Annotated in this window: 22 protein-coding genes; 9 read left to right on the forward strand and 13 right to left on the reverse strand. The window is 68.9% G+C overall.

From position 1 onward, the window contains the following. Window positions 1-27: 27 nt before the first annotated feature. The 8 genes from QTH91_RS18690 to QTH91_RS18725 form a co-directional block, all read right to left on the reverse strand. Entirely contained in the window at window positions 28-1,467 is a 1,440-nt protein-coding gene (locus QTH91_RS18690) for an AtzE family amidohydrolase (protein ID WP_286661651.1), read from the reverse strand. Further along, window positions 1,464-1,679 carry an AtzG-like protein gene (locus tag QTH91_RS18695; RefSeq protein ID WP_286661652.1) on the reverse strand — a complete coding sequence of 72 codons (216 nt, stop codon included), beginning with the start codon at window positions 1,677-1,679 and terminating at the stop codon, window positions 1,464-1,466. The genes QTH91_RS18690 and QTH91_RS18695 overlap by 4 nt, the downstream gene beginning before the upstream one ends. Window positions 1,680-1,695: 16 nt before the next feature. Further along, complete coding sequence (locus QTH91_RS18700; RefSeq protein ID WP_286661653.1) at window positions 1,696-2,529, reverse strand: ABC transporter ATP-binding protein; 834 nt, start codon at window positions 2,527-2,529, stop codon at window positions 1,696-1,698. Beyond that, window positions 2,526-3,362 carry an ABC transporter permease gene (locus QTH91_RS18705; protein WP_390369054.1) on the reverse strand — a complete coding sequence of 279 codons (837 nt, stop codon included), beginning with the start codon at window positions 3,360-3,362 and terminating at the stop codon, window positions 2,526-2,528. The genes QTH91_RS18700 and QTH91_RS18705 overlap by 4 nt, the downstream gene beginning before the upstream one ends. Next, on the reverse strand, window positions 3,362-4,381 hold the full coding sequence (locus QTH91_RS18710) for an ABC transporter substrate-binding protein (RefSeq protein ID WP_286661655.1): 1,020 nt from the start codon (window positions 4,379-4,381) through the stop codon (window positions 3,362-3,364). Before QTH91_RS18710 ends, QTH91_RS18705 begins: the two co-directional genes overlap by 1 nt. Window positions 4,382-4,432: 51 nt before the next feature. Continuing rightward, window positions 4,433-6,148 (reverse strand): allophanate hydrolase, encoded by a 1,716-nt coding sequence (gene atzF, locus QTH91_RS18715; protein WP_286661656.1) that lies wholly within the window; start codon window positions 6,146-6,148, stop codon window positions 4,433-4,435. A 189-nt stretch (window positions 6,149-6,337) separates the two neighbouring features. Continuing rightward, window positions 6,338-6,739 (reverse strand): hypothetical protein, encoded by a 402-nt coding sequence (locus tag QTH91_RS18720; RefSeq protein WP_286661657.1) that lies wholly within the window; start codon window positions 6,737-6,739, stop codon window positions 6,338-6,340. A 34-nt stretch (window positions 6,740-6,773) separates the two neighbouring features. Next, on the reverse strand, window positions 6,774-6,959 hold the full coding sequence (locus QTH91_RS18725) for a CsbD family protein (RefSeq protein ID WP_286661658.1): 186 nt from the start codon (window positions 6,957-6,959) through the stop codon (window positions 6,774-6,776). Between the two features lie 181 nt (window positions 6,960-7,140). Here QTH91_RS18725 and QTH91_RS18730 point away from each other — a divergent pair, with 181 nt between their 5' ends. Beyond that, window positions 7,141-7,857, forward strand: coding sequence for an SDR family oxidoreductase (locus tag QTH91_RS18730; protein ID WP_286661659.1), 717 nt, complete (start codon window positions 7,141-7,143; stop codon window positions 7,855-7,857). 39 nt (window positions 7,858-7,896) lie between these two features. Beyond that, entirely contained in the window at window positions 7,897-8,979 is a 1,083-nt protein-coding gene (locus QTH91_RS18735) for a purine-nucleoside phosphorylase (protein WP_286661660.1), read from the forward strand. A gap of 5 nt (window positions 8,980-8,984) precedes the next feature. On the opposite strand, the gene QTH91_RS18740 is transcribed toward QTH91_RS18735, so the two are convergent. Then, the gene (locus QTH91_RS18740) at window positions 8,985-9,839 is read right to left on the reverse strand and encodes a M48 family metallopeptidase (protein ID WP_286661661.1); all 855 of its coding nucleotides are present in this window, start codon (window positions 9,837-9,839) and stop codon (window positions 8,985-8,987) included. Between the two features lie 34 nt (window positions 9,840-9,873). Here QTH91_RS18740 and QTH91_RS18745 point away from each other — a divergent pair, with 34 nt between their 5' ends. From QTH91_RS18745 to QTH91_RS18775, 7 genes are all read left to right on the forward strand, one after another. Beyond that, a complete protein-coding gene (locus tag QTH91_RS18745) occupies window positions 9,874-11,259 on the forward strand; it encodes an AmpG family muropeptide MFS transporter (protein WP_286661662.1) in 1,386 nt (461 codons plus the stop codon). 64 nt (window positions 11,260-11,323) lie between these two features. Next, window positions 11,324-12,526, forward strand: a complete 1,203-nt coding sequence (locus QTH91_RS18750) for a beta-ketoacyl-[acyl-carrier-protein] synthase family protein (protein ID WP_286661663.1) — start codon at window positions 11,324-11,326, stop codon at window positions 12,524-12,526. After that, window positions 12,523-13,332 (forward strand): beta-ketoacyl synthase chain length factor, encoded by an 810-nt coding sequence (locus QTH91_RS18755; protein WP_390368944.1) that lies wholly within the window; start codon window positions 12,523-12,525, stop codon window positions 13,330-13,332. The genes QTH91_RS18750 and QTH91_RS18755 overlap by 4 nt, the downstream gene beginning before the upstream one ends. 10 nt (window positions 13,333-13,342) lie before the next feature. Beyond that, on the forward strand, window positions 13,343-15,013 hold the full coding sequence (locus QTH91_RS18760) for an NAD(P)/FAD-dependent oxidoreductase (RefSeq protein ID WP_286661665.1): 1,671 nt from the start codon (window positions 13,343-13,345) through the stop codon (window positions 15,011-15,013). 42 nt (window positions 15,014-15,055) lie between these two features. Next, the gene (locus tag QTH91_RS18765) at window positions 15,056-15,790 is read left to right on the forward strand and encodes a response regulator (RefSeq protein ID WP_286661666.1); all 735 of its coding nucleotides are present in this window, start codon (window positions 15,056-15,058) and stop codon (window positions 15,788-15,790) included. Between the two features lie 26 nt (window positions 15,791-15,816). After that, on the forward strand, window positions 15,817-17,010 hold the full coding sequence (locus tag QTH91_RS18770) for an ATP-binding protein (protein WP_286661667.1): 1,194 nt from the start codon (window positions 15,817-15,819) through the stop codon (window positions 17,008-17,010). A gap of 50 nt (window positions 17,011-17,060) precedes the next feature. Continuing rightward, window positions 17,061-18,329 (forward strand): O-antigen ligase family protein, encoded by a 1,269-nt coding sequence (locus tag QTH91_RS18775; protein ID WP_286661668.1) that lies wholly within the window; start codon window positions 17,061-17,063, stop codon window positions 18,327-18,329. Between the two features lie 28 nt (window positions 18,330-18,357). On the opposite strand, the gene QTH91_RS18780 is transcribed toward QTH91_RS18775, so the two are convergent. The 4 genes from QTH91_RS18780 to QTH91_RS18795 all read right to left on the reverse strand — a co-directional run bounded on the left by QTH91_RS18780 (window position 18,358) and on the right by QTH91_RS18795 (window position 23,099). Continuing rightward, window positions 18,358-18,747 (reverse strand): RidA family protein, encoded by a 390-nt coding sequence (locus QTH91_RS18780; RefSeq protein ID WP_286661669.1) that lies wholly within the window; start codon window positions 18,745-18,747, stop codon window positions 18,358-18,360. Window positions 18,748-18,749: 2 nt separating this feature from the next. After that, window positions 18,750-19,754, reverse strand: a complete 1,005-nt coding sequence (locus tag QTH91_RS18785) for a tripartite tricarboxylate transporter substrate binding protein (protein ID WP_286661670.1) — start codon at window positions 19,752-19,754, stop codon at window positions 18,750-18,752. 85 nt (window positions 19,755-19,839) lie between these two features. After that, on the reverse strand, window positions 19,840-21,849 hold the full coding sequence (locus QTH91_RS18790) for a hydantoinase B/oxoprolinase family protein (protein ID WP_286661671.1): 2,010 nt from the start codon (window positions 21,847-21,849) through the stop codon (window positions 19,840-19,842). A 14-nt stretch (window positions 21,850-21,863) separates the two neighbouring features. After that, a complete protein-coding gene (locus QTH91_RS18795; protein WP_286661672.1) occupies window positions 21,864-23,099 on the reverse strand; it encodes an NAD(P)/FAD-dependent oxidoreductase in 1,236 nt (411 codons plus the stop codon). Between the last annotated feature and the right edge of the window lie 38 nt (window positions 23,100-23,137).

Here is a 23,137-nt window from a genome sequence, read left to right on the forward strand (position 1 = left end):
GGCTCTTGGGATCTTGTTCGGGGTCATTCAGGCGAGCGGCGCGACGGGCGCGCGCGCCACGCCGGCGGCCTGCAGTTCGGCCGCGACGCGCAGCACGTGGTCCTCGCGCCAGGGCGCGCCGATCACCTGCACGCCGATGGGCAGGCCATTGGCCTCGGGCACCCAGACCGGTACCGCGCACACCGGCAGACCGATGCACGAGATGGGCTGCGTCAGCACGCCCATGTTGGGCCGCACCGGCAGGCGCTGGCCCGCCACCTCGAACCATTCGGCGCCGATGGGCGTGGCTGCGCAAGGCGTCGCTGGTGCGAGCAGGATGTCGAAGCGCTCGAACAGGCGCGCCACCGCCTCGGCATAGACGCGGCGCACCCGCTGCGCCCTCGCGATCCACGCAGCCGGCAGCAGCGTGCCGGCCAGGAAGCGGTCGCGCGACAGCGGCTCGAAATCCTCGGGGCGGCGACGCAGGTCTTCCAGGTGCAACGCCGCGCCTTCGGAATTGGTGATGAGAAACGCGGCGGCGCGGCCTTCCTGCACCAGCGGCAGTTCGACCGTTTCCGTGGCACCGAGTGCAGCCTGCACCGCCTTGAGCGCCGCCAGCGCCTCGGGCAAGGCGCGGTCCTGGAAGTAGCCGCCGAGCACGCCGACGCGCAGCCCGCGGCTGCCGTCGCCCAGAAGCGGCGCGACCGGTTCGGCCGCACGCTGCGCGCAACCGGGGTCGGTGACGGCACCCGCTTCGGGGCCCTGCATGGCGTCATAGGCCAGCGCCAAGTCCTTGGCCGAACGCGCGAAGGGGCCAAGGTGATCCAGGCTGGAAACGAAGGGATAGCTGCCGGTGCGCGGCAGTCGGCCGAAGGTGGGCTTGAGGCCGAACACGCCGCACAGCGACGCCGGCACGCGGATCGAGCCGTTGGTGTCCGAGCCCAGCGTGAGCGGCACCTGGCCGGCCGCCACCGCCGCACCGGAACCACCGGAGGATCCGCCGGCGATGCGCGTCAGATCGTGCGGGTTGTGTGCCGGCCCTTCGTGGCTGTTCTCGGTCGTGAAGCCGTAGGCGTATTCGTCCATGTTGAGCGCGCCCACCAACACAGCGCCTGCGGCTTCCAGGCGTTGCACCAGCACGGCGTCGTCCTTCGCCGGCGCGCTCTCGCGTTCGATCTTCGAGCCGGCGAGCGTGGGGATGCCGGCGACGTCGAACAGGTTCTTGACCGCGAAGGGCACGCCCAGGAGCGGCAGTTTGCGCACGCTGGCGGCATCGTCGTCGGTGCCGGCCAGTTGCGCGTCGATGCGCCTGGCGCGGTCCAGCGCACGCTCGCGCACTTGCGCGGTGAACGCGTTGACGCGGCCATCCGTATCTGCGATCCGTTGGAAAGCCGCCTCGGTCAGTGCTTGTGCGCTGACACGACCGTCACGCACGGCGGACGCCATGGCCTGCGCATCTTGCAGCAGCAGTTCTGCCGCGGTGCTCATGACGAGGCCTTCGACTGTGCAGCCGGCGACACCGGCATGAACTGCACGGCCGGCTCCACATGCGGCGCCAGCGGAACCGCATCGAGCAGCGCGGCCAGATCGGCGGCCAGGCCGAAGTAGCGCACCACGCCGTCGCGATGCTCGGGGCGGAGACGAAGGTCGAGCGCGGCGGCGCTCGCATCCACGAATTTTTCGATCTGCTCGGGGGTCATGTCGGTCGCGAAAAGGTCAGCGGCGCACTTCGCGCTGGAAGATCTCCAGGCTGCGCTTCTTGGTGGTCACGAAGCTCGGCTCGCTCAGCGTGTCCACGGTGCGCGGACGAGCATCGCCGTAGGGCAGGATCTCGGCCACCTTGGTGGGCCGCTTGGTCAGCAGCAGCACCTGGTCGGCCAGGTACACCGCCTCTTCCAGGTCGTGCGACACCAGCAGCATGGTGGTGCCGGTCTGCATGAAAACTTCCTGCAGCTTCTCGCGGATGAACAGCGTCATCTCGAAGTCCAGCGCGGAGAAGGGCTCGTCGAGGAACAGCACCTCCGGGTTGGGCGCCAGGGCACGCATGATCGAGGCCGTCTGCTGCTGTCCGCCCGAGAGTTCGTAGGGGAAGCGGTTGAGGTCGAACTTGACGTCGAACGATGCCACCAGCTCCTGCATGCGCCGATCCACCTCGGCCTTGGAGCGGCCTTCGAGCTTGAGCGGATAGGCGATGTTGTCGATGGTGCGCATCCAGGGAAACATCGCCTCGCGATAGTTCTGGAACACGTAGCCGATCTTGGTGTCCTTGAGCGACTTGCCGTCGAACAGGATCTCACCCGAATCGATGGGGATCAGCCCGGCGATCATGTTGATCAGCGTGCTCTTGCCACAGCCGTTGGGCCCGAACACCGACACGATCTTGTGCTTGGGAATGTCCAGGTCGAAGTTCTCGTACAGCGGCCAGCCCGCGAAGTACTTGGTCAGGCCGCGGATGGTGATGTGCGTGCCCGCGGGGCCCGGCACGAAGGCAGGCTTGGGCACGTCGGCGTAGACGGGGCCGTTGATCACGGTGTCGGTACTGGCTCTCATCGTCCGCTCCAATGCACGATCCTTCGCTCCGCCAGGAGGAAGAGGATGTTGAGGGCGTAGCCCAGCGCGCCGGCCGCGAGGATCGACGCATACATGTCGCGCACGTTCATCACCTGCTGCGAATTGATGATGCGGTGGCCCAGGCCGGAGTCGGAACCGATGAACATCTCCGCCACGATGACGATCACCAGCGCCATCGACACCGCCGAGCGCAGCCCGACGAAGCTGGGCTGCAGGCTTTCCCACACCAGCACGTCGCGGAAGATCTGCCAGCGCGATGCGCCCATCACCTTGGCCGCCATCACCCGCTGCTTGCGCGCGTTCATGACGCCGTAGGCGCTGTTGAACACCACGATCAGCAGCGCGCCGAACGCGGCGATGGCCACCTTGTTGACGTCCGACACGCCGAAGATCATCAGGAACAGCGGAATGAGCGCGGACGACGGCGTGGAGCGGAAGAAGTCGATCAGGAACTCGACGCTGCGGTAGGCCTTCTCGTTGCTGCCCAGCAGCACTCCCAGCGGCACACCGACGATGGCCGCCACCAGGAAGGCCTGCACCGTGCGCCACACGGTCACGGCAAAGTCGCCCAGCAGCGAACCGCCGGCCAGGCCGGTGATGAGCGCCGCCACGGTGTCGGCCGGCGGCGGCAGCAGGATGGCCTTGATGAACCCCAGCCTGACGGCCAGGTCCCAGATGATGAAGAGCACCACCGGACCGATGAAGGGCAGCGCCTTGTTCCAGTGCGAGGCGCGCGGCGCCGCTGGCGCCACCGCCCCCGGCGGCTTCCAGGGCGTGCCCGGCGACGTGGTTGGCGTGGGGGTGGACACGATCAGCCCTTGTAGAGCATCGAGTCGACCATCAGGCGCGACGAGAAGATGCCCTTCTCGGCGAACAGATCGAAGAACTTCTGGAAGTGCGCCACGTCGGCCGGCGTGAACTCGTTGTACATCGTGTAGGCGGCCAGCGGCACTTCGCTGGTGAGCTTGCCTTCGATGGCGGTGTAGCCCTTGAGGTACTGGCGCGCCTCGTCGGGCTTGGTGCGCACGTACTGCACGCCCTGCGCATAGGCGCTGATGAACTTCTTGGCCAGCTCGGGGTTCTTCTTGATGAATGCGCCGGTCAGCGAGGCGGAACCGCCGAACCAGGGCGCCATCGGATCGCCCAGCACGTACTTGGCGATCACGCCGGCTTCCAGCACGCGGGTGCTGCCGTTCAGGCGGCCGATGGTGCCGGTCGGCTCCAGCGTGTAGCAGCCGTCGACCTGGCCGGCGGCCAGGGCCGCGACGTGCTGGCCGATGGGCAGCTCGACCACCGTCGCGCCGGTGGCGCCTCCGCGCTCGAGCACCGTCTTGGCCAGCGTCACGTTCTGGATGCCGGGGCCGGAAGCCACGCGCTTGCCCTTGAGGTCGGCCATCACCTTGGCCGGGCTGGCGGTGGGCACCAGCACCTCGTCGAGCACGTTCTTCTGGTTGCTGGGGTTGGAACAGAAGATCTTGAAGGTGCCTGGCGCGGCGATCTCGCCGATGGCGATGTTGGCCGAGCCGGTGCCGTTGGCGCTGCCGTCGCAGCGCTCGGCGAGCATCGCTTCCATGATCTGCTGCGCGCCGGCGTAGCGCTGCACTTCCACGTCGATGCCGGCGGCCTTGAAGTAGCCCTGCTCCACCGCCGCGTAGAACGGCAGGCCGGCCGCGATCGGCCAGTAGCCGACGCGCACCTTGGCGGCCTGGGCGCGAACCAGCGAAGGCATGGCCAGCGTGGCCAGGCCGGCGGCGCCGGCCTGCAGCAACTGGCGGCGTTGCGTCTTCCTGGCGTTGGCGGCGGCGGTCAGGGTTTTCGCGTCGAGTTTCATCGGATCAGTTCCTCACAAGGGTCAAAGAATCGAAAAGCAAGGGCGCCGGCGTCATGACGCCGTTCGCTCCTGCACGTAGCGGCGCCAGCCGCCCAGATGGGTGATGTCGGTCGCGCCCTGGGTGGCCAGCGCCTCGCACACGAAGCCCTGGACGGTCGCGCCGCTTTCGAGCACCAGCGTGCCGATGCCCAGCGGGGCGCCAATCAGCGCGACGAAGCTGCCGTAATGAGCCATCGGCATCTCCCACACTTCCAGCTCGATGGCGGCGCCCTCGCCCTGCGGCACGCGCACGAGTCCGGGCTTGGGCGGCACGGTGCCGGGCAGCGCGAACAAGCGGTATTCGGCGGCGGTGCGCGTTGCCTCGATCAGGCGCGCACCTCGCTCGACAAGCTGGCCATTGAGCGGCATGCCCGACAGGTGGGCCCCCACCACGGCCACGCGGACGACTTGCGCGACCTCGGCGGCCGCGGCAGGCACGATCGGCTCGGGCTGCGGCAGAGGCAGGCCGGTCGCGCCTTGCGGCAGTCCGGTGGCATGGTGAAAGCGCTGGCCCAGTTGCGCGAGCCGCAGGTCGCTGGCGCAGGGGCCGACCAGCGTCACGCCGAAAGGCAGGCCGTCGGGGCGCAGGCTGCTGGGTACCGACAGGGCGGCGTAGTCCAGCAGGTTGACGAAGTTGGTGTAGGCGCCCAGGTTGCGGTTGAGCACCACCGGGTCGGCCTGCATGGCCTGCACCGTGTAGTGCGTGGGCGCCGTGGGCAGCAGCAGCAGGTCGATGCCGTCCCACATCGGGGCGGCCTGCTGGGCCAGCGCGCGCAGTTGCGTCTGGGCCAGCGCGTAGTCGGCCGCGGTGTAGCCGCGCCCAGCTGCAAGAATGCCGCGCACCGGCTCGATCACCTCGTCCTCGTGCGCATCGAAGAACTCGCGCACGGCCGCATAGCGTTCGGCCACCAGTGCGCTGTCGTAGAGCAGCGATGCGGCCTCGGCCAGCGGCGCATAGTCGATCGGCACGCGCACGCCGCCCAGCGACGCCATGCGCTCGATGGCCTCGTCGAAGGCAGCCTCGGCCATCTGGTCGCCGAAGAACGCCAACTGCGTCGGCACGCCAAAGCGGAAGCCCGGTGCGAAGGGGCGCTCATCCAGCGCCAGCTTTCTGGAATAGGGATCTTGCGCATCGAACCCGACGGCCGCCTGCAGCACGCGCACAGCCGTCTGCACGTCGCGCGCGAAGATGGACACGCAGTCCACGCTCTGCGCCGCCGGCACCACGCCGTGCGTGCTGATCAGGCCCTTCGACGGCTTGAGGCCGACGATGTTGTTCAGGCCCGCAGGCACGCGACCCGAGCCGGCCGTGTCGGTGCCCAGCGCGAAATCGACCTCGCCGGTGGCGACCACATAGGCCGATCCGGAGCTGGATCCGCCGCTCACGTAGCGCGCGTCGAAAGCATTGGGCACCGCGCCATAGGGCGAGCGCGTGCCGTTCAGGCCACAGGCAAACTGATCGAGATTGGTCTTGCCCGCCACCTGCGCACCGGCATTGACCAGGCGCTGCACCACATGGGCATGCGCCGGGGCGGTGCGGGCAAAGGCGGGGCAAGCCGCCGAGGTGGGCACGCCGGCGACATCGATGTTGTCCTTGACGGCGAAGCGAAGACCGGCGAGCGCGCCAGCGCCCGCGCCCTCGCTGGGGCTGGGCGCCTCAAGGCGCGTGATCCAGGCCGCCTCTGGCCGGGCCACTTGCGCCAACATTGATTTCGCCGCGTGCACCATCTTCAAGCATCCTGTCTTGTGTACAAGATGCGATGCAAGCGACGTGCCAGCGTCAGCCGTAAAACAAGAAAAGGAGCCGCACGCGCCAGCGCGAGGCTCCTTTTCTTTGTGCCCGGGTGGTCAGAGTGCCAGCGCCTGGCACCGGACACCATCGCCTGGCGACGAGGCCAGGCAATGCGATCAGCCTTGTCAGCCCTTCATGGCCTTGATGTCGGCCTTGGCCTTGTCGTGGTCGGCCTTGGCCTGGTCGACACAAGCCTTCTTGGCGTCGCCCTTCTGGTCGTCGCACTTTTCCTTGGCCACGTCGTACGTCATCTCTGCCTTCTCTTCAGCCACCTTGCGGGTGTGAGCGGCAGAAGGCTTGTACTGCGCCTCGAGTTCGGCCTTGGCGACATCCTCGGTGCCCTTGGCCTCCTTCATGCAGACATCCTTGGCGTTGTCCTTCATGGCGTCGCACTGCGCCTTGGCGGCCTTGTAGTCGGCTTCGATCTTCTGCTTGCCGGCGTTGTATTCCTCCTTCGACATGGCGTTGGCACTGCCCATGGCGAAACAGGTGGAGGCGATGGCGAGAACGATGAGATGTTTTTTCATGGTGGATCCTCTTCGAATCAAAGGCCGCCTGCGATCAGGGCGCCTTAGTCAGCGTCTTGGCTGCGTCCTTGACGTCGCCGACCTTCTTCTGCACAGCGCCGCTGGCCTGGTCGGCCTTGCCTTCTGCTTGCAGACGTTCGTTGCCGACAACCTTGCCAGCCGCTTCCTTCACGTGGCCCTTGGCTTTTTCCGCGGTGCCCTTGATTTGGTCTGAGTTCATGACCTGCTCCTTATGTGATGTAGAAACCCGGCCGGCCCCGAAGGCTGCCTTGGCCCTGCCGGATTCGGCAGTGATGAAAGCTTCTCGCGCCGCGGGCCAAAGGTCGGCCGGCAACGGGCGCATGCGCGTGTAGTTCTTTGCCCACCCCCTTCGTCGGCGTGGTGCGCTGTAATCTCGCGCGATGAACACCAAAGAACACGCTTCCCCCGTCGCCATCGTCACTGCCGCCGGGCGCGGCATGGGTGCAGCCATCGCGCGTGAACTGCATGCGCGCGGCTATCGGCTGGGCCTGATGTCCCCCTCCGGCAGCGCGCGCAAGCTCGCCGAAGAGCTGGGCGGCTTCGGCCTGGACGGCTCCGTCAGCAATCTGGCCGACCTGCAGGCCCTGGTGCAGGGCACGCATGACGCGTTCGGCCGCGTCGACGCCGTGGTCAATCACACCGGCCACCCGCCGAAGGGCGACCTGCTCGATCTGGCCGACGAGGCCTGGCTGGCCGGCGACCAGATGATGGTGCTGCCGGTGCTGCGCATGGCGCGGCTCGTCACGCCCATGATGCTGGCGCAAGGCAAGGGCGCGTTCGTCAACATCAGCACCTTCGCGGCCTTCGAGCCTTCATTGCGCTTTCCGATCTCTTGCACCTACCGGGCTGCGGTGGGCGCCTTTACCAAGCTGTACGCCGACCGCTACGCACCCAGCAACATCCGCATGAATGCGCTGCTGCCCGGCTTCGTCGACAGCCTCGCGCACAAGGACGAGACGCTGCAGATGGTGCCCATGGGCCGTGCCGGCAGCGTGTCGGAGATCGCCAAGACCGCCGCCTTTCTGCTGTCGGACGACGCGGGCTACATCACCGGTCAGAATCTGCGCGTGGATGGCGGGGTGACGCGCGGCGTCTGAACATCCGGCCCACCATCACTTTCCCTCGAAGAGCAAACCATGAACCAGATTTCCCAGTTCATCCCTGCACGCGGCGCGCGCCGCCTGCTGGCCGCGCTGGCGGCCACCGCCCTGGTGGCGGGCTGCGCGTCGTCGCCGCCCGCGCAGGTCGCCACGCCGATGGCCGCAACGTCCAGCGCACAGGCGCCGGCGCGCATTCCGGTCAAGGTGTTCGTCGCCGCCATGTTCGAGATCGGCCAGAACACCGGCGACCGTGCCGGCGAGTTCCAGTACTGGTACGAGCGCTACTGGAAGGGCGCCACGCCGATCGAGGTGCCGGGCGCACTCAAGCCGGTGTACTGCAACGCCGACGGCGTGTGCGGCGCCGTGCTGGGCATGGGCAAGGTCAACTCGTCGGCCTCGATGCAGGCCATCCTGCAGAACCCGCGCTTCGATTTCTCGAAGGCCTATTACGTGATCTCCGGCGTGGCCGGCACGCCGCCTTCGCGCGGCACCATCGGCGAGGTGAACTGGGCCACCTGGCTGGTCGACTACGACCTCGGCCACCGCTGGGCACCCGAAGAAGGCAAGCCGGGCGCGCCGACCTTCATGCCGCGCAAGGGCTACGAGGAATACCGTCGCTTCCAGCTCAACCCGGCACTCACCGCCTGGGCCATGAAGCTCTCGGCGGACACGCCGCTGAAGGATTCCGACTCGGCACGCAAGTACCGCCTGCGCTACCCCGATGCCGCCGCGCGCCGCGCGCCCTTCGTCGGCACCGGCACGCACATGACCGGCGACACCTTCTTCCACGGCCCCGGCATGTCCAAGCAGGCGCAATACATCGCCAAGCTCTACGGCGCCGACGACTACGTCATCACCGAAATGGAAGCGGCCGCCATCACGCTGGTGATCAAGCGCAGCCACGGCACCGACCGCGTGATGAGCCTGCGCGGCGCCGTCAACTTCGACCAGGGCCACCCGAAGGAATCGACGCTGGCGCACCTGGACCCGGCCCCGGGCGAAACCGCCGGCGGTTTTGCAGAGACGGTTCAGAACATCGAACTGGTGGGCAGCCGCGTGGTCGACCACATCGTGACGAACTGGGGCACCTGGCAGGCGGGCGTGCCGGCGTTGAGGTAAGGCGGCTACCTCGGCCGCGCCGCCTCGTACAGCCCCATCACCCTGGGCACGTTGGCCTGCAGCTTGGCGATGCGGTCCGGCCCGCTCGGGTGGGTGGACAGAAAGCTCATGGAGCTGCCGTCGCCCGCCACCTTGCCCATCTTTTCCCACAGCGTGACCGAGGCGCGCGGATCGAAGCCGGCGCGCGCGGCCAGTTCCAGGCCGACCAGGTCGGCATCGCTCTCGTCGCTGCGGCTGAACTGCAGCGACAGCAACTGCGTGGCGCCGCGCGCCGCCAGATCGCCCAGTTGCCCAAGCCCCAGCAGCTGCGCGCCGATCGACAGCGCGAGGCCGGTGCCCGTCTTCTTGGCCATCTGCTCGCGCGCATGTTCGCGCAAGGCATGCGCCACCTCGTGGCCCATGACCATCGCGACTTCGTCGTCGGTCAGCTTGAGTTGATCGAGGATGCCGGTGAAGAAGGCAATCTTGCCGCCGGGCATGCAGAAGGCATTGATCTGCTTGCTGCCGATGAGGTTGACCTCCCACTTCCACTGCGCGGCGCGCGCATTCCACTGGGGCGCAAATGGAATGATGCGCTGGGCGATGGCGCGCAGGCGCTTGAGCTGCGGGTCGTTCGGGCCGGCCAGCGCCTTCTTGGCCCGGGCCTGTTCGATCAGTTGGCCGTATTGCTGGGCGCCAGCCTGCTCCAGCTGTTCGGCCGGCACCAGGTTGCGCGCGACGGAGGATTCGCCCACGCTGACCTGGGCCCACGCCTGCGGCATGGCGGTCGCTGCAGCACTGCCTCCTGCCGCCAGAAGAAATGCGCGCCGGGCCCGCGCCAATCTTTCCTGCCCCCCCGGACAATCGCACTGCGTTTTCATGCGGGAATAATAAGTGCAGACTTCATTGCCCTGAATGCCGCCACATCCCTCCCGCACCCAACCCGCGACCGCTCCCGCAGACGCCGTCGACGCACCGGCGCCCACCCGTTCCTGGCGCGAAGCGATCGCGGTGTATGGCGAGCCGGCCACGCTGCGGATGCTGGCGCTGGGCTTCGGTGCCGGCCTGCCGCTGTTGCTGGTGCTGGGCACGCTGAGCTTTCGCCTTCGCGAGGCGGGCATCGACCGCGCCACCATCGGCTACCTCAGCTGGGTGGGCCTGGCCTACGCCTTCAAATGGGCCTGGGCACCGCTGGTGGATCGCTTGCCCATTCCGCCCCTCACCACGCTGCTGGGCCGCCGGCGCGGCTGGCTGCTGTTGGCCCAGGGCCTGGTGATCGCCGGCCTGGTGGGCATGGCCTGGACCGACCCGCGCGGGCATCTCGACACGATGGTGATGTTCGCGCTGCTGGTGGCCTTCGGCTCGGCCACGCAGGACATCGCGCTCGATGCGTACCGCATCGAATCGGCGGCCACCGACAAGCAGGCGGCGCTGGCGGCGGCCTACCAGACGGGCTACCGCGGCGCGATGATCTGGGCCGGCGCGGGCGTGCTCTGGATCGCCGCACGTTCCGAAGTCGCGGGCGCGGCCGACGCCTATCAGAACGGTGCCTGGCGCACGGCCTACCTGGTGATGGCTGCCTCGATGCTGATCGGCGTCGTCACGGTGTTCATGTCGCCCGAACCGCAGCGGCGCGTGCTTCCGGCGCCGCGCGGTGCCTTCGAGTGGATCTTCGAGGTGCTGCTGCGGCCCTTTATCGACTTCATCGCCCGCTACCGCTGGCAGGCCCTGCTCATCCTTGCATTGATCGCCGTCTACCGGATCAGCGACGTGGTGATGGGCATCATGGCCAACCCCTTCTATGTCGACATGGGTTTCTCGAAGGACGAGGTGGCCTCGGTCAGCAAGATCTTCGGCGTCATCATGACGCTGGTGGGCGCCTTTGTGGGCGGCGTGCTGTCGGCGCGCCTGGGCGTGATGCGCATCCTCATGCTCGGCGCGGTGCTCAGTGCCGGCAGCAACCTGCTGTTCGCCTGGCTGGCGGGGCTGGGCCACAACCTGTATGCCCTGATCGCGGTGGTGTCGGCGGACAACCTGGCGGGCGGCATCGCTTCGGCCGCCTTCGTCGGCTATCTGTCGAGCCTGACCAACGTCAATTACTCGGCCACGCAGTACGCGCTGTTCAGTTCCATGATGCTGCTGCTGCCCAAGTTCATCGCAGGATATTCGGGGGTGTTCGTCGACGCGCACGGCTATGCGGCCTTCTTTACTGCCACGGCCGCGCTGGGCGTTCCCGTGCTGCTGCTGGTGGCGCTGGCGATGCGCGGCGCGGCGGCGTCCGACAAGGGCCCGGCTCCTTGAGCGCCTCCCTGCCGAGCACATTGCTGATACAAACAGCACTTCCCTCCATCCAACCTCCCAGTCCGTGCCCACTCGAATTTCTCCGCTCGCTGTGCGCGCCCATACGGCCACCACCGCCGTCGGCGCCGGCAATCAGGCTTTGGCCGAGGCGCTGCAGAGCGCCCGCAGCGGCCTGCGCCCCAACGATTTCGGCGACGCGCCGCTGCCCACCTGGATCGGGCGCGTCGACGGCCTGGAAACGCTGAAGCTGCCGCCCGCCCTGATGCCCTGGGACTGCCGCAACAACCGGTTGGCCTGGCTGGGCCTGCAAGGCGACGGCTTCATCCAGGCGGTGGCGGCGGCCCGCCAGCGCCATGGCGCCGATCGCATCGCGCTGATCCTGGGCACCTCGACGTCGAGCATCGGCGAGACCGAAGCGGCCTACACGCAGCTGGACGCCGAGGGCCAATTCACACCCGACCAGCGCCGTCCGCTGGTGCACACGCCGCATTCACCCACGATGTTCGTGCAGGAAGCCCTGGGCCTGGAAGGGCCTTGCGAGACCATCTCGACCGCCTGCTCGTCCAGCGCCAAGGCCTTCGCCACCGCCGAGCGGATGATCCGCCTGGGCCTGGTCGATGCCGCCGTGGTGGGCGGTGTGGACACCCTCTGCGGCAGCGTGCTGTTCGGCTTCAACTCGCTCGAGCTGGTGTCGCCGCAACCCTGCCGCCCCTTCGATGCCGCGCGCAACGGCATCAGCCTGGGCGAGGCGGCCGGCTTCGCACTGCTCGAACGCGCATCGCCCGACGAAGACGGCCTGCTGCTGCTCGGCTATGGCGAAGCCAGCGACGCGCACCACATGTCGACCCCGCACCCCGAAGGCGTCGGCGCCGAGCGTGCGCTCAACGACGCCCTGGCGCGTTCCGGCCTGGATGCGGCCGACATCGACTACATCAACATGCACGGCACCGCGAGCAGCAAGAACGACGAGGTCGAGGCGGCGCTGGTGGCCAGACGCTTTCCGGCCACGACGCGCGCCAGTTCCACCAAGGGTTTCACCGGCCACACGCTGGGTGCGGCCGGAATCGTCGAAGCGGTGGTCAGCCTGCTGACGCTCAAGAGCGGGTGGATGCCCGGCACCGTCAACAGCCAGGTGCTCGACCCGGTCTGCGGCCCGCAACTGGCGCTGGAAGGCGCAGAGGGCGACGTGCGCCGCGTGCTGAGCAACTCGTTCGGGTTCGGAGGCAACAACTGCGCGCTGATCTTCGGCAAGGGGGTCGCGCAATGAACGCCGTGAAGCTGCCCACCCTGTACATCGAAGGCCCCGCCCTCTGGGCGTCCACGCTGCCGGGCTGGGAGGTTGCACGTGCTGCCTTCCGCGGCGAAGGTGCGCCCGTCGATCCGCCCGCCAAGCGTCCGTCGCCGCAGGTGCTGCCGCCGGCCGAGCGCCGGCGTGCGCCCGACTCGGTGGCGATCGCGCTGGAAGTGGCCGCCGCCGCCGTCGCCGCATCCGGCCGCCGGGCCGAAGACCTGCCCTGCGTGTTCGCCTCGGCCCACGGCGACCTGGCCATCAACGACTACATGTGCGCAACGCTGGCCAGCCAGCCCACGATGCTGTCGCCCACCAAGTTCCACAACTCGGTGCACAACGCGGCGGTCGGCTACTGGACCATCGCCACCGGCTGCCAGGCCGCGAGCAATTCGGTGTCGGCCTTCACGTCGAGCTTTGCGGCTGGCCTGCTGGAAGCGGCCATCGAATGCGCGACCGACGACGAGGCCGTGCTGCTGACGGGCTTCGACGTGCAGTCGGTCGGCCCGCTGGCGTCCGCCGTCATCAGCGACGGCATGCTTGCCGCCGCATTGGTGCTGGCGCCCTCTGCCACCCCGCAGACCGTGGCCTCGCTCGACTGGGAGCTGGTGCGCGGTGCGCCGGCGCCCTCGTTGCGCTCCGACGCGGCGCGCGCACTGGCCCGCAACGGCCTGGCCGACGCACTGCCGCTTTTCGAGGCGCTGGCCCGCGGCGAAGCGACCACGCTCGACATGCCCCTTTCGGGCCACCAAACCCTTCGCCTGCGCCTCGCGCCCACACGCTGAGCCAACGAGCATGAGCACCACGACGCCCTCCATTCGCGACGTTACCGTCCTCGGGGGCGGACTCGCCGGCTTGACGCTGGCCATCCAGCTGCGCCGCCGGATGCCGTCGCTGGACGTGCTGGTGGTCGAGCGCAGCCAGTACCCCGTGCCCATCGCCACGCACAAGGTGGGCGAATCGTCGGTCGAGATCGGCGCGCACTACTTCGACACCGTGCTTGGCCTGGGCGAACACATGCGCGAGCAGCAGCTGCGCAAGTTCGGCTTCCGCTTCTTCTTCTGCGACGGCGAGCGCGACATTGCTGCGGTGCGCGAAGTGGGCGCCAGCCGTGCGCTGCCGGTGCCCAGCTACCAGATCGACCGCGGCATCTTCGAGAACTTCCTGGCCGACGAGGCGCAGCGCCTCGGGGTGCAGATCGTGCGTGGCGCGGCGGTGCGCCAGTTGCAGGTGGGCAGCGGTGCCGACGCCGAACACCAGGTGACATGGCACCAGGACGGCACCCCGCATACGACCCGGACGCGCTGGCTGGTCGACGCCAGCGGCCGCGCCGGCCTGCTCAAGCGCAAACTGGGACTGGCCCAGGACAACGGCCATGCCGCGCATTCGGTGTGGTTCAGGGTGGGCGATCGGCTGTCGGTCGACGAATGGTCCGACGACCCCGACTGGCGCGCTCGATGCGACCATGCCACCCGGTGGCTGTCCACCAATCACCTGGTCGGCACCGGCTACTGGGTGTGGCTGATTCCGCTGGCCTCGGGCTCGCATTCGGTGGGCATCGTCGCCGACCAGGCGCTGCATCCGTCGCAGCAGATGGACACCTTCGACAAGGCGATGGACTGGCTGGAGCGCCACCAGCCGCGGCTGCATGCCGAGCTGGACGCGCGACGGCACCTCTTGCAGGACTTCGCCTTCCTGCGCCGCTTCTCCTACGGCTGCCAGCAGGTCTTTTCCGGCGACCGGTGGGCCATGACCGGCGAGGCCGGTCTGTTCCTCGACCCGTTCTATTCGCCGGGCAGCGACTTCATCGCCATCGGCAACACCTTCATCACCGACCTGATCGCGCGCGACCAGGCCGGCGAGCGGCTGGATGCGCGGGCCCAGGTCTACGACCGGCTCTACCGCTCCTTCTACGAGAGCACGCTGACCTTGTACGAAGGCCAGTACCCGCTGTTCGGCGACGCGCAGGTCATGCCGGTGAAGATCCTCTGGGACTACACCTACTACTGGGGCATCCTCTCGCAGCTGTTCTTCCACCATCGGTTGACCGACCTGGCGCCGCTGTCGCGCCTGCGCAGCGAGCTCGACCACGGACGCGCGCTCAACGTGGCCATGCAAGCCTTCCTGCGTGCCTGGTCTCGGCCGGGCGAGCGCAAGGCCGGCGCCGACATGCTCGACCACGCCAGCCTGCCCTGGTTCGTGGCCCTGAACCAAAGCTTGCTGGAAGGCCCGCTGGACGAAGCCGGCTTTGCCGCGCGCATCCGCGACGGCCTGGGCCTGATGCGCCAGCTGGCCCGCGAGATCGTGCAGCGCGCCGGCGACGAGTGCCCGCAGCCGGAAGCCCGCGCCTTGCTCGGTGTGCTGGCGCAGCCGCTGGCGGACGTGCCTGAGCGGCCGGTTCCCGGCCCGATGCTGTTTGCCGAGGTTGCGGCGACGCCGGCGCAGCCTGCATTGGCATTCACATAACTTTACGAAGCCTTCAACCCCGCTTGCCGGGCGAGGGCGAGGATGCGGTTCATGAGTACTCCATCGCTGCTGATGATCGAGGACGATGTGCGCCTGGCGCAGATGGTCAGCGACTACCTCTCCCAATCGGGCATGGCCGTCCGCCATGCCGTGGACGGCGCCAACGGACTGGCTGCGTTGCAGGAGCAGCAGCCCGACCTGGTCATCCTCGACCTGATGCTGCCCGACACCGACGGGCTGGACATCTGCCGCCGCATCCGTGCGCTGCCCGGCGCCCAATCCAAGGTGCCGGTGCTGATGCTCACGGCCAAGGGTGATCCGATGGACCGCATCATCGGCCTGGAGATCGGTGCCGACGACTACCTGCCCAAGCCCTTCGAGCCGCGCGAGCTTCTGGCGCGCATCCGGGCGGTGCTGCGCAGGCGCGGCGATGGCTCGGGCGCCGCGGCCGACGCCGCACCGTCGACCGCCATGCTGCGATTCGGCTCGCTCGAGATCGACCGCGATGCCCGCAGCGTCACCGTCGGCGGCAAGGAGGCGGAACTCACCTCCTACCAGTTCGACCTGCTGGTGGCCATGGCCGAGCGCGCCGGCCGCGTGCTCACGCGCGACCAGATCATGGAAGCGGTGCGCGGGCGCGAGCTCGAGGCCTTCGACCGCTCCATCGACGTGCACATGGGCCGCATCCGCGCCGCCATCGAGGCGGACGTGAAGAACCCCAAGCGCATCCTCACCGTGCGCGGCGTGGGCTACGTGTTCGCCAAGCAGCAGGACTGACCGACAAGCCAAGAAAGCGGCGCGCCATGCAAAACCCCTACTCGCGCCACCTTTACGTGCGCATCTGGCTCGCGGTGGTGGCCGGCGTGATCGTGCTGACGCTGGCCGCCAGCTATCTGCTGCGGCTGTCGGTCGAGAACGAGCGCGAGCGCGTCTCGCAGATTCCGCGCACCGTCACCGTCACCGACGACCAGGACCGCGTGATCGGCGGCGGCACCGCCATGCGGGTGCCCGGCTCGAAGATCATGTTCGACCTGGCCCTGGACGACGGCCGCAAGTTCACCGTGGAAATGGCGCGGCGCCAGGACACGCCCGGCCCGGACGGCAAACGCCCGCCGCCGCCCTGGTGGCGCACGCCCTACGGCCCCGGCTGGCTGATCGTGCTGGTGGGACTGGCGGTGGCGCTGGGCGTCTACCCGATCGTGCGGCGGCTGACCAAGCGGCTGGAGGCGCTGCAGCGTGGCGTGCAGCGCTGGGGCCAGGGCGACCTTTCGGCCCGCGTGCCTGAAGAGGGGCAGGACGAAGTCGGCGACCTGTCGCGCCGCTTCAACGAGGCCGCAACCCGGGTCGAGACGCTGGTGCGCTCCCACAAGTCGCTCTTGGCCAATGCCTCGCACGAACTGCGCTCGCCGCTCACCCGCATCCGCATGGCGGTCGAGCTGATGGGCGAGAACGCCAACGCCGGCACGCGCGCGGAGATCTCCCGCAACATTGCCGAGCTCGACCAGTTGATCGACGAGATCCTGCTGGCGAGCCGCCTCGATTCGCGCGAAGCCGACATGGGCACCGTCGAAAGCGTGGAGCTCGTCGGCCTGGCCGCCGAGGAATGCGCCCGCACCAACGCCGACCTCGACCTGGCCGAAGGCATCGACACCAGCCAGCTGACGGTGCACGGCGTGCCGCGCCTGCTGCGCCGCGCGATCCGCAACCTGCTCGAAAACGCCCGCCGCTATGGCGCAGGGGAGATCACGCTTCAGCTCAAGGCCCAGGGGCCGAATGCGCAGGTGGTGGTGAACGACCGCGGCCCGGGCGTGCCGCAGGGTTTGCGCGAACGCATCTTCGAGCCCTTCTATCGCCTGCCCGGCGCCAGCGAGCGCGAAGGCGGCGTCGGCCTGGGGCTGGCGCTGGTGAAGTCGATCGCCGAGCGGCATGGCGGCTCGGTGCGCTGCGACGAACGCCCCGGCGGCGGCGCCAGCTTCGTCATCACCTTGCCCAGGTAGCGCGCCGTCTGGGCCAGGCGCATAAAGCGGGGGCCCTAGAATCGCGCCCCATGTTTCGTACCCGACTGCCGCGCTGGATGGCGGCCTTCTGGGGCTTCGTCGTCTACATGCCGGTCGGCATGAACTACGCGGCCTTTGTCCTGCTTCTCGCCACCCTGCTGGCCGGCGGCGATCTGCGCGGCCGTGCCCAGCGCATGCGCCAGAACCCCATGTGGTGGCCGATCATGGCCTACGTGGCCTGGACGCTGCTCGTGCTGGCACTGCGCCCGCACTACCGCGAGACCCCCAACGACCTGTTCCATGGCCTGCGCATCGCGGCCACGATGCTGATGGCGCTGGCCCTCACGCGCGAGGAGGCCATCTGGGCGCTGCGCGCCTTCCTGCTGACCACGGTGCTGGGGCTGGTGGCCATTGCCATCCACGTCACGATCGGGCTGCCGGACGTGCAGTTGTGGCGGGCCATCGTCGTCATGCAGGGCAACAAGTCGATCAACAACGCGTTGCTGTTCGCCCTGGTGGGCGCGGTGGCGGCGGTGATCGGCCTGGCCCACCTGCATGACCTGCGGCGCTGGCACTGGGCCGGCCCTGCCTTCGCGGCCACGGTGGTGATGGCGGTGCTGGTGAGCGTGGTGCTGCCCTCGCGCACATCGCTGCTGGCCATGCTCGCCTGCATCTTCGCGGCTTGCTTCCACCAGTGGCGCAGCCATCCGAAGGGGCTGGCGGTGGCGCTGGTCGCTGCCTGCGTGGTGGCGGCACTGGGCGTGTGGCAGATGCCGCAGTCCATCAAGAACAAGTTCGAGCTTGGCGTGCAGGAGCTGGAAGAGGCGCAGGCCGGCGTCGCTTCCGAGGCAAGCTGGGTCAGCCGCTACTACATGTACCGCGAGACGGCCCGCATGATGCTCGACGCACCGGTGGCCGGCCTGGGCATCGGGGCCTGGACCAGCGAATGGAAGCGCCGCGCGCCCAAGGTGATCGATTACAAGAACATGCCGCACAACGACTACCTGTGGATGGGCTCGCAGGGCGGCATTCCCGGCCTGCTGTCGCTGCTGGGCATCATGCTGGCGGGGGTGTGGGTGGCGTGGCGGCGCGCAGACCTCACGGGGCGCATCGGCTTCGTCGCGGTGCTGACGATGCTGATCGCCGCCAACCTCAATTCGGCCATGCGCGACGCGCAGATCGGCCTGAGCCTGCTTTGGATCGTCTTCCTGTGCCTGCGCCTGGTGCGCGAGGAAGGCAGCCCGTGGCGCGGCGTCTTTCCACCCCGGCTGGGCGGTCTGCTGGTCAGCGGCGGGCCGCCACCGGCGCGGCCGCTGTGAGCCGTGCGGTCTTGCCACTTCGGCGGCGCTAGGCCGGCTGGGGCCGCACCGCCACGGCCTCGATCTCGACTTTCACCGGGGCGATCAGCCCGGCGATGACGGTCGAGCGCGCAGGCGCCGCCTGCGCCGGAAAGCGCTCCGCATAGGCGGCGTTGAAGGCCGGGTAGTCCGCCGCATCGGTGAGCCAGACGGTGGTCTTGACCACGTCGGCCAGCGTGCAGCCGGCATCGGCCAGGATGGCGGCGATGCTGTCGAGCGTGGCGTGCGTCTGGCCCGCGATGTCCGGCGCGCTCGGCTTGCCGGCCGTCATCGGCACCTGGCCCGACACGAACACCAGCCGATCCCACGCCACGGCGGCCGAGATGGGCTGGCGCTGGCCGGCGCGCACGACAGCGCCGATGCGCTCGATGCCGCTCATGCTCAATCCGCCCGCGCGCCCGAGGCCTTGACGATCGCGCCCCACTTCTTCACTTCGGCAGCGATGAAGGTCTTGAAGGCCGCCGGCGTGGTGCCTTCGATGAGGAAGCCGCGCGAGGCAAAGTAGTCCTGGATGTCCGGCGTCTTGATCGACTTGTTGACCTCGGCGCTGATCTTGGCGACCACGTCGTCCGGCGTGCCGGCGGGCGCGAACAGGCCTTGCCATGACAGCGCCTCGAATCCGGCAAAGCCGCTTTCGGCCACGGTGGGCACGTCCGGCAGCATGGGGTGGCGCTTCTTCGAGGTCACGGCCAACGGACGCAGCTTGCCCGATTCGATCTGCGGCATGAGCACCAGCAGGTCACCGAAAGTGGCGTCGATCTGCCCGCCCATCAGGTCGGTCAGCATGCCGGCGCTGCCGCGGTAGGGAATGTGGACCATCGACGTGCCGGTGGCCTGCTTGAACATCTCGCCCGTCAGGTGCATGGACGTGCCGTTGCCCGCCGAGCCGTAGCTGATCGCGCCCGGCTTGGCCTTGGCCAGCGCGATGAACTCGGCCAGGTTGTTGGCCTTGACCGAGGGATTGACCGCCACGACCAGCGGCGAGCTGACCACCATCGTCACCGGCACGAAGTCCTTGATCACGTCGTAGGGCAGCTTGGGATAGAGCGACTGGGCGATGGCATTGCTGCCCGTCACGCCCATCAGCAGCGTGTTGCCGTCGGGCGCGGCCTTGGCCACGTAGTCGGCGCCCACGGTGCCGCCGGCGCCGGCGCGGTTCTCGACGATGACGGTCTGGCTCCATGCCGCCGCCAGCTTGTCGCTGATGCGGCGCGCCAGCAGGTCGGTGCTGCCGCCGGGCGGAAAGGGCACGACGATGCGCATGGTCTTGGCGCCACCCTGGGCGTGGGCGGCCAGCGGCGCCAGCAGCGGCGCGGCGATCAGGCAGGAGGCGCCGGCAGCAAGGCGCTGCAGCGACTGGCGGCGAGAGGGCAAGGTGGTCTTCATGAAGCACTCCGATTCAAGGGGAAAGGAACAGCGCCGCCTTGCACGATGCGTGCACGGCAGGCCAAGGTCCGCGCACTGCGCGGCGTCATGCGGCTGTCTCCGTGGCGCCGGGTGTTCCCCAGCCGCCACCGCCCGCGGTTTCGATCACCAGCCGATCGCCGGCTTGCCACTGGGCACGCGCCTTGGCGGGCAATGGCTCGACGCGGCCGTCCGCCCGCTCGATGTGTGCGGCGGCGCAGGCACCGGGCTGGCCGCCCGCGGCGCCCTGCGGCGCGATGCCATGGCGCTCGCCACGATAGGAAATGGTGCCGCTGCCATGCAGCAGCCGATAGATGCGCACCACGCCGTCGCCGCCGCGATGCAGGCCTTCGCCGCCCGAGCCTGCACGCACGGCCACGCGCTCCACGCGCAGCGGCGCCTGCGCCTCGATCGCCTCGGCTGGCGTGCTGCGCGCATTGCCCACGTCGGTGGAAACGCCCGAGCCACCCGGCCCCCAAGGCGCGCCACCTGCGGCGGAAGCGATGATTTCGGTCAGCAGCCAAGGGCGTCCGTCCGGCTGCGTACCGCCCAGCGACAGAACCACGGCCTCGCCCGCGTTGGGCGCCGGCATGCGTGCCGGCAGCGCCTTAGCCCATGCGCCCATCAAGGCATTGGCCAGCAGCTTGACGAGGTTGGTGCGCGCGTTGAGCGCCGCCGGAAAGTCCGGGTTGACGATGCTGCCGGGCCGGGTGCGCAAGGTGAGCGCGGCCAGGCTGCCATCGTTGGGCGCGGCTTGCGGCGACAGCATGCGCGCGAAGTAGGCCACCGCCGCCTGCACCGCGCCGGGCGACGCATTGACGGGGCCGGTAGTCTGATCGGCGCAGTCGCTCAGGTCCAGCGTGGCGGTGTCGCCGCGCTTGCGGATGCACACCGAAACACGCACTGGCGCGGTGTCGATGCCGTCACCGTCGAGCGCGTCGTCGAAGGTGTAGTCGCCGTCGGGCGCTGCGGCGAGTGCGGCGCGTGCCGCCGCCTCGGAGTCGGCCAGCAGCGCGGCGCAGAAGCCGGCCATGTCGGGCTCGGCCCGCCACAGGGCGTGCAGCTCGTCCACGCCTTGCGCCAGGCAAAGCCACTGCGCATTCAGGTCGCCCTGCAGGTTGTCGGGCATGCGGCTGTTGGCGCGCAGCAGGCGCATGAGCGGCTGGTCGAGCCACCCGCCGCGATACAGCGCAATGGGTGGAATGCGCAGGCCTTCCTGCTGGATGCTTGTGGCGTTGGTGGGCACCGAGCCGGGCGCGATGCCGCCCACGTCCTGATGGTGCAACACACAGGCGGCCAGGGCCACGACTTCGCCATCGATGCACACCGGGCGCACCAGCGTCAGGTCGGGCAGGTGCGTGCCGCCGGACCATGGGTCGTTGAGCAGGTAGCCATCGCCATCGGCCATGCCCTCCACCGGAAAGGCCTTGAGCAGACCAGCGACGGCAGGCGACAGGCTGCCCAGCAGCAGCGGCAAGGTGCGCGCCTGGGCAACGAGGCGGCCATCGGGCAGGAACACCGCTGCGGCGCAATCCATCGCCTCGCGCACGACGCTCGACACCGCCTCGGCAACGAGCCGCGCCTGCATGCGATCGGCCAAGGCTTCGAGCCGGTGCGCCAACGTGTCGCCAACAGGCGCGGCGCCTTCGTCCATGCAGGTTGGCACTTGCACGCCGAGCGACTGCACCGTCGCGAGGGTGCGCTCGTATTCGCCATCCTGCGGCAGCACCTCGTGCGAGCAGCGGATCTGCACCTGCGGCCAGCGCGTTGCGATGCGCTGCGCCAGCGCCTGCTCGTGCGCCGGATTGCGGTGCGCGAACAAGAGGCAGATGGCCAGGCGATCGGGTGGCTGCGGCAGCGCCGCGAGGGCTTCGATCACACCTTCGATGTCCAGCGGCTCCACCTCTTTGCCGTTCGCATCGATGCGCCCGCGCGCTTCGATGCGCCAGCCCAATGGCAAGCGTTGCGGCCAGGGCGATGCCGGCACGTGCAGCGCATACGGATCGGCGCGGTTCTGCCGCGCCAGCGTCAGCACATCGGCAAAGCCGTGGGTGCAGATGAGTGCGATGTCGCTCATGGCACTTGTTTCCGTCAGAAGCGATCGGGCCGGAAGGGCGCAAGGTCGATCTGCGGACGCCGCCCTGCCACCAGGTGCGCGACCTCGCGGCCGGTGCTGGCGCCCATGCACATGCCCATGTGGCCGTGGCCGAAAGCCAGCCAGGCGTTGTCTGCCGCGCCGGCGCGGCCGATCACCGGCAGGCTGTCGGGCATGCAGGGGCGATGGCCCATCCACTGTGTCGTGTCGCTGGTGTCCAGGTGCGGGAAGAGTTGCTGGCCCAGGCGCAGCAGCGCTTGAGCGCGCTCGTAGCGGGGCGGCGCTTTCAGGCCCGCGAACTCCACCGTGCCCGCCAGCCGAAGGCCCATCGCCATCGGATTGACCATGAGGTTGTTTTCGACCGCCATCACCGTGTGGCGCAACTGCAGGTTGGAGCTGCGCACCGTGACGTGATAGCCGCGCTGCGTTTCCAGCGGCACGCGCGAGCCCAACTGCGCCGCCAGCGGCGCCGACCATGCGCCAGCGGCCACGACCACGCCATCGACCGGCGTGGCAGTGCCGTCGTCGGTGCGCACGGCGGTGACTTGACGACCGAGGCGCTCGAAGCCGGTGACGCCCTGGCGCACGAAGCGTGCGCCCTGCGCCATCGCATGCGCGTGCAGCGCCTTGACGAGCGCGGACGGATCGAGCGTGGAGCCGTTTTCGGGCGCGCGGATGCCGAAGCGAAAGCGCCCTTTCAAGTCAGGCTCGAGCGATTCGAGCTCTTCCTGGCCCACGTCGACCATCTGCACGCCGAGCGAGCGACGCAGGTTCATGCCCCACGCCCACTGGGCCGCCTTTTCGCGCGACGAGTAGACATAGAGGCAACCCGTGCGGCGCACCAGGTCTTGCGCGCCGGCCTGCGCCAGCAGCGGGTCGTAGCAGGCGAAGATGGGTTCGAGCAGGCTGCGCAGCGCGGTGGCGATGCGCGTGACTTCATCCCGCGTGGAATGCCGCAGCATGCGCACCAGCCAAGGCACCACGGCCGGCGCATAGCGCCAGCGAACCGTGAGTGGGCCCAGCGGGTCGAGCAGCCAATCGGGCACCTTCTTCCACATGCCCGGCATGCCCACCGGCAGACAGGCGCTGGGCGACAGGGAACCGGCATTGCCGAAGGAACAAGCCTCGCCGGGCTCTTGCGAATCGAAGAAGGTGATCTGGTGACCGTCGCGCTGCAGCCAGGCGGCGGTGCAGGTGCCAACGATGCCAGTACCGATGACGGCAACATGCATGCGGCCCATTGTGTCGGCGCCATCAGCATCACGCCAAC

Origin of the sequence: Variovorax dokdonensis, assembly GCF_030316895.1 — a bacterium.
Lineage (GTDB): Bacteria > Pseudomonadota > Gammaproteobacteria > Burkholderiales > Burkholderiaceae_C > Variovorax > Variovorax dokdonensis.

Coding starts and splice junctions, on each gene's coding strand:
- QTH91_RS18690 (WP_286661651.1), bottom strand. CDS start 1,467: ATGAGCACCGCGGCAGAACTGCTGCTGCAAGATGCGCAGGCCATGGCG.
- QTH91_RS18695 (WP_286661652.1), bottom strand. CDS start 1,679: ATGACCCCCGAGCAGATCGAAAAATTCGTGGATGCGAGCGCCGCCGCG.
- QTH91_RS18700 (WP_286661653.1), bottom strand. CDS start 2,529: ATGAGAGCCAGTACCGACACCGTGATCAACGGCCCCGTCTACGCCGAC.
- QTH91_RS18710 (WP_286661655.1), bottom strand. CDS start 4,381: ATGAAACTCGACGCGAAAACCCTGACCGCCGCCGCCAACGCCAGGAAG.
- atzF (WP_286661656.1), bottom strand. CDS start 6,148: ATGGTGCACGCGGCGAAATCAATGTTGGCGCAAGTGGCCCGGCCAGAG.
- QTH91_RS18720 (WP_286661657.1), bottom strand. CDS start 6,739: ATGAAAAAACATCTCATCGTTCTCGCCATCGCCTCCACCTGTTTCGCC.
- QTH91_RS18725 (WP_286661658.1), bottom strand. CDS start 6,959: ATGAACTCAGACCAAATCAAGGGCACCGCGGAAAAAGCCAAGGGCCAC.
- QTH91_RS18730 (WP_286661659.1), top strand. CDS start 7,141: ATGAACACCAAAGAACACGCTTCCCCCGTCGCCATCGTCACTGCCGCC.
- QTH91_RS18735 (WP_286661660.1), top strand. CDS start 7,897: ATGAACCAGATTTCCCAGTTCATCCCTGCACGCGGCGCGCGCCGCCTG.
- QTH91_RS18740 (WP_286661661.1), bottom strand. CDS start 9,839: ATGAAAACGCAGTGCGATTGTCCGGGGGGGCAGGAAAGATTGGCGCGG.
- QTH91_RS18745 (WP_286661662.1), top strand. CDS start 9,874: ATGCCGCCACATCCCTCCCGCACCCAACCCGCGACCGCTCCCGCAGAC.
- QTH91_RS18755 (WP_390368944.1), top strand. CDS start 12,523: ATGAACGCCGTGAAGCTGCCCACCCTGTACATCGAAGGCCCCGCCCTC.
- QTH91_RS18760 (WP_286661665.1), top strand. CDS start 13,343: ATGAGCACCACGACGCCCTCCATTCGCGACGTTACCGTCCTCGGGGGC.
- QTH91_RS18765 (WP_286661666.1), top strand. CDS start 15,056: ATGCGGTTCATGAGTACTCCATCGCTGCTGATGATCGAGGACGATGTG.
- QTH91_RS18770 (WP_286661667.1), top strand. CDS start 15,817: ATGCAAAACCCCTACTCGCGCCACCTTTACGTGCGCATCTGGCTCGCG.
- QTH91_RS18775 (WP_286661668.1), top strand. CDS start 17,061: ATGTTTCGTACCCGACTGCCGCGCTGGATGGCGGCCTTCTGGGGCTTC.
- QTH91_RS18780 (WP_286661669.1), bottom strand. CDS start 18,747: ATGAGCGGCATCGAGCGCATCGGCGCTGTCGTGCGCGCCGGCCAGCGC.
- QTH91_RS18785 (WP_286661670.1), bottom strand. CDS start 19,754: ATGAAGACCACCTTGCCCTCTCGCCGCCAGTCGCTGCAGCGCCTTGCT.
- QTH91_RS18790 (WP_286661671.1), bottom strand. CDS start 21,849: ATGAGCGACATCGCACTCATCTGCACCCACGGCTTTGCCGATGTGCTG.
- QTH91_RS18795 (WP_286661672.1), bottom strand. CDS start 23,099: ATGCATGTTGCCGTCATCGGTACTGGCATCGTTGGCACCTGCACCGCC.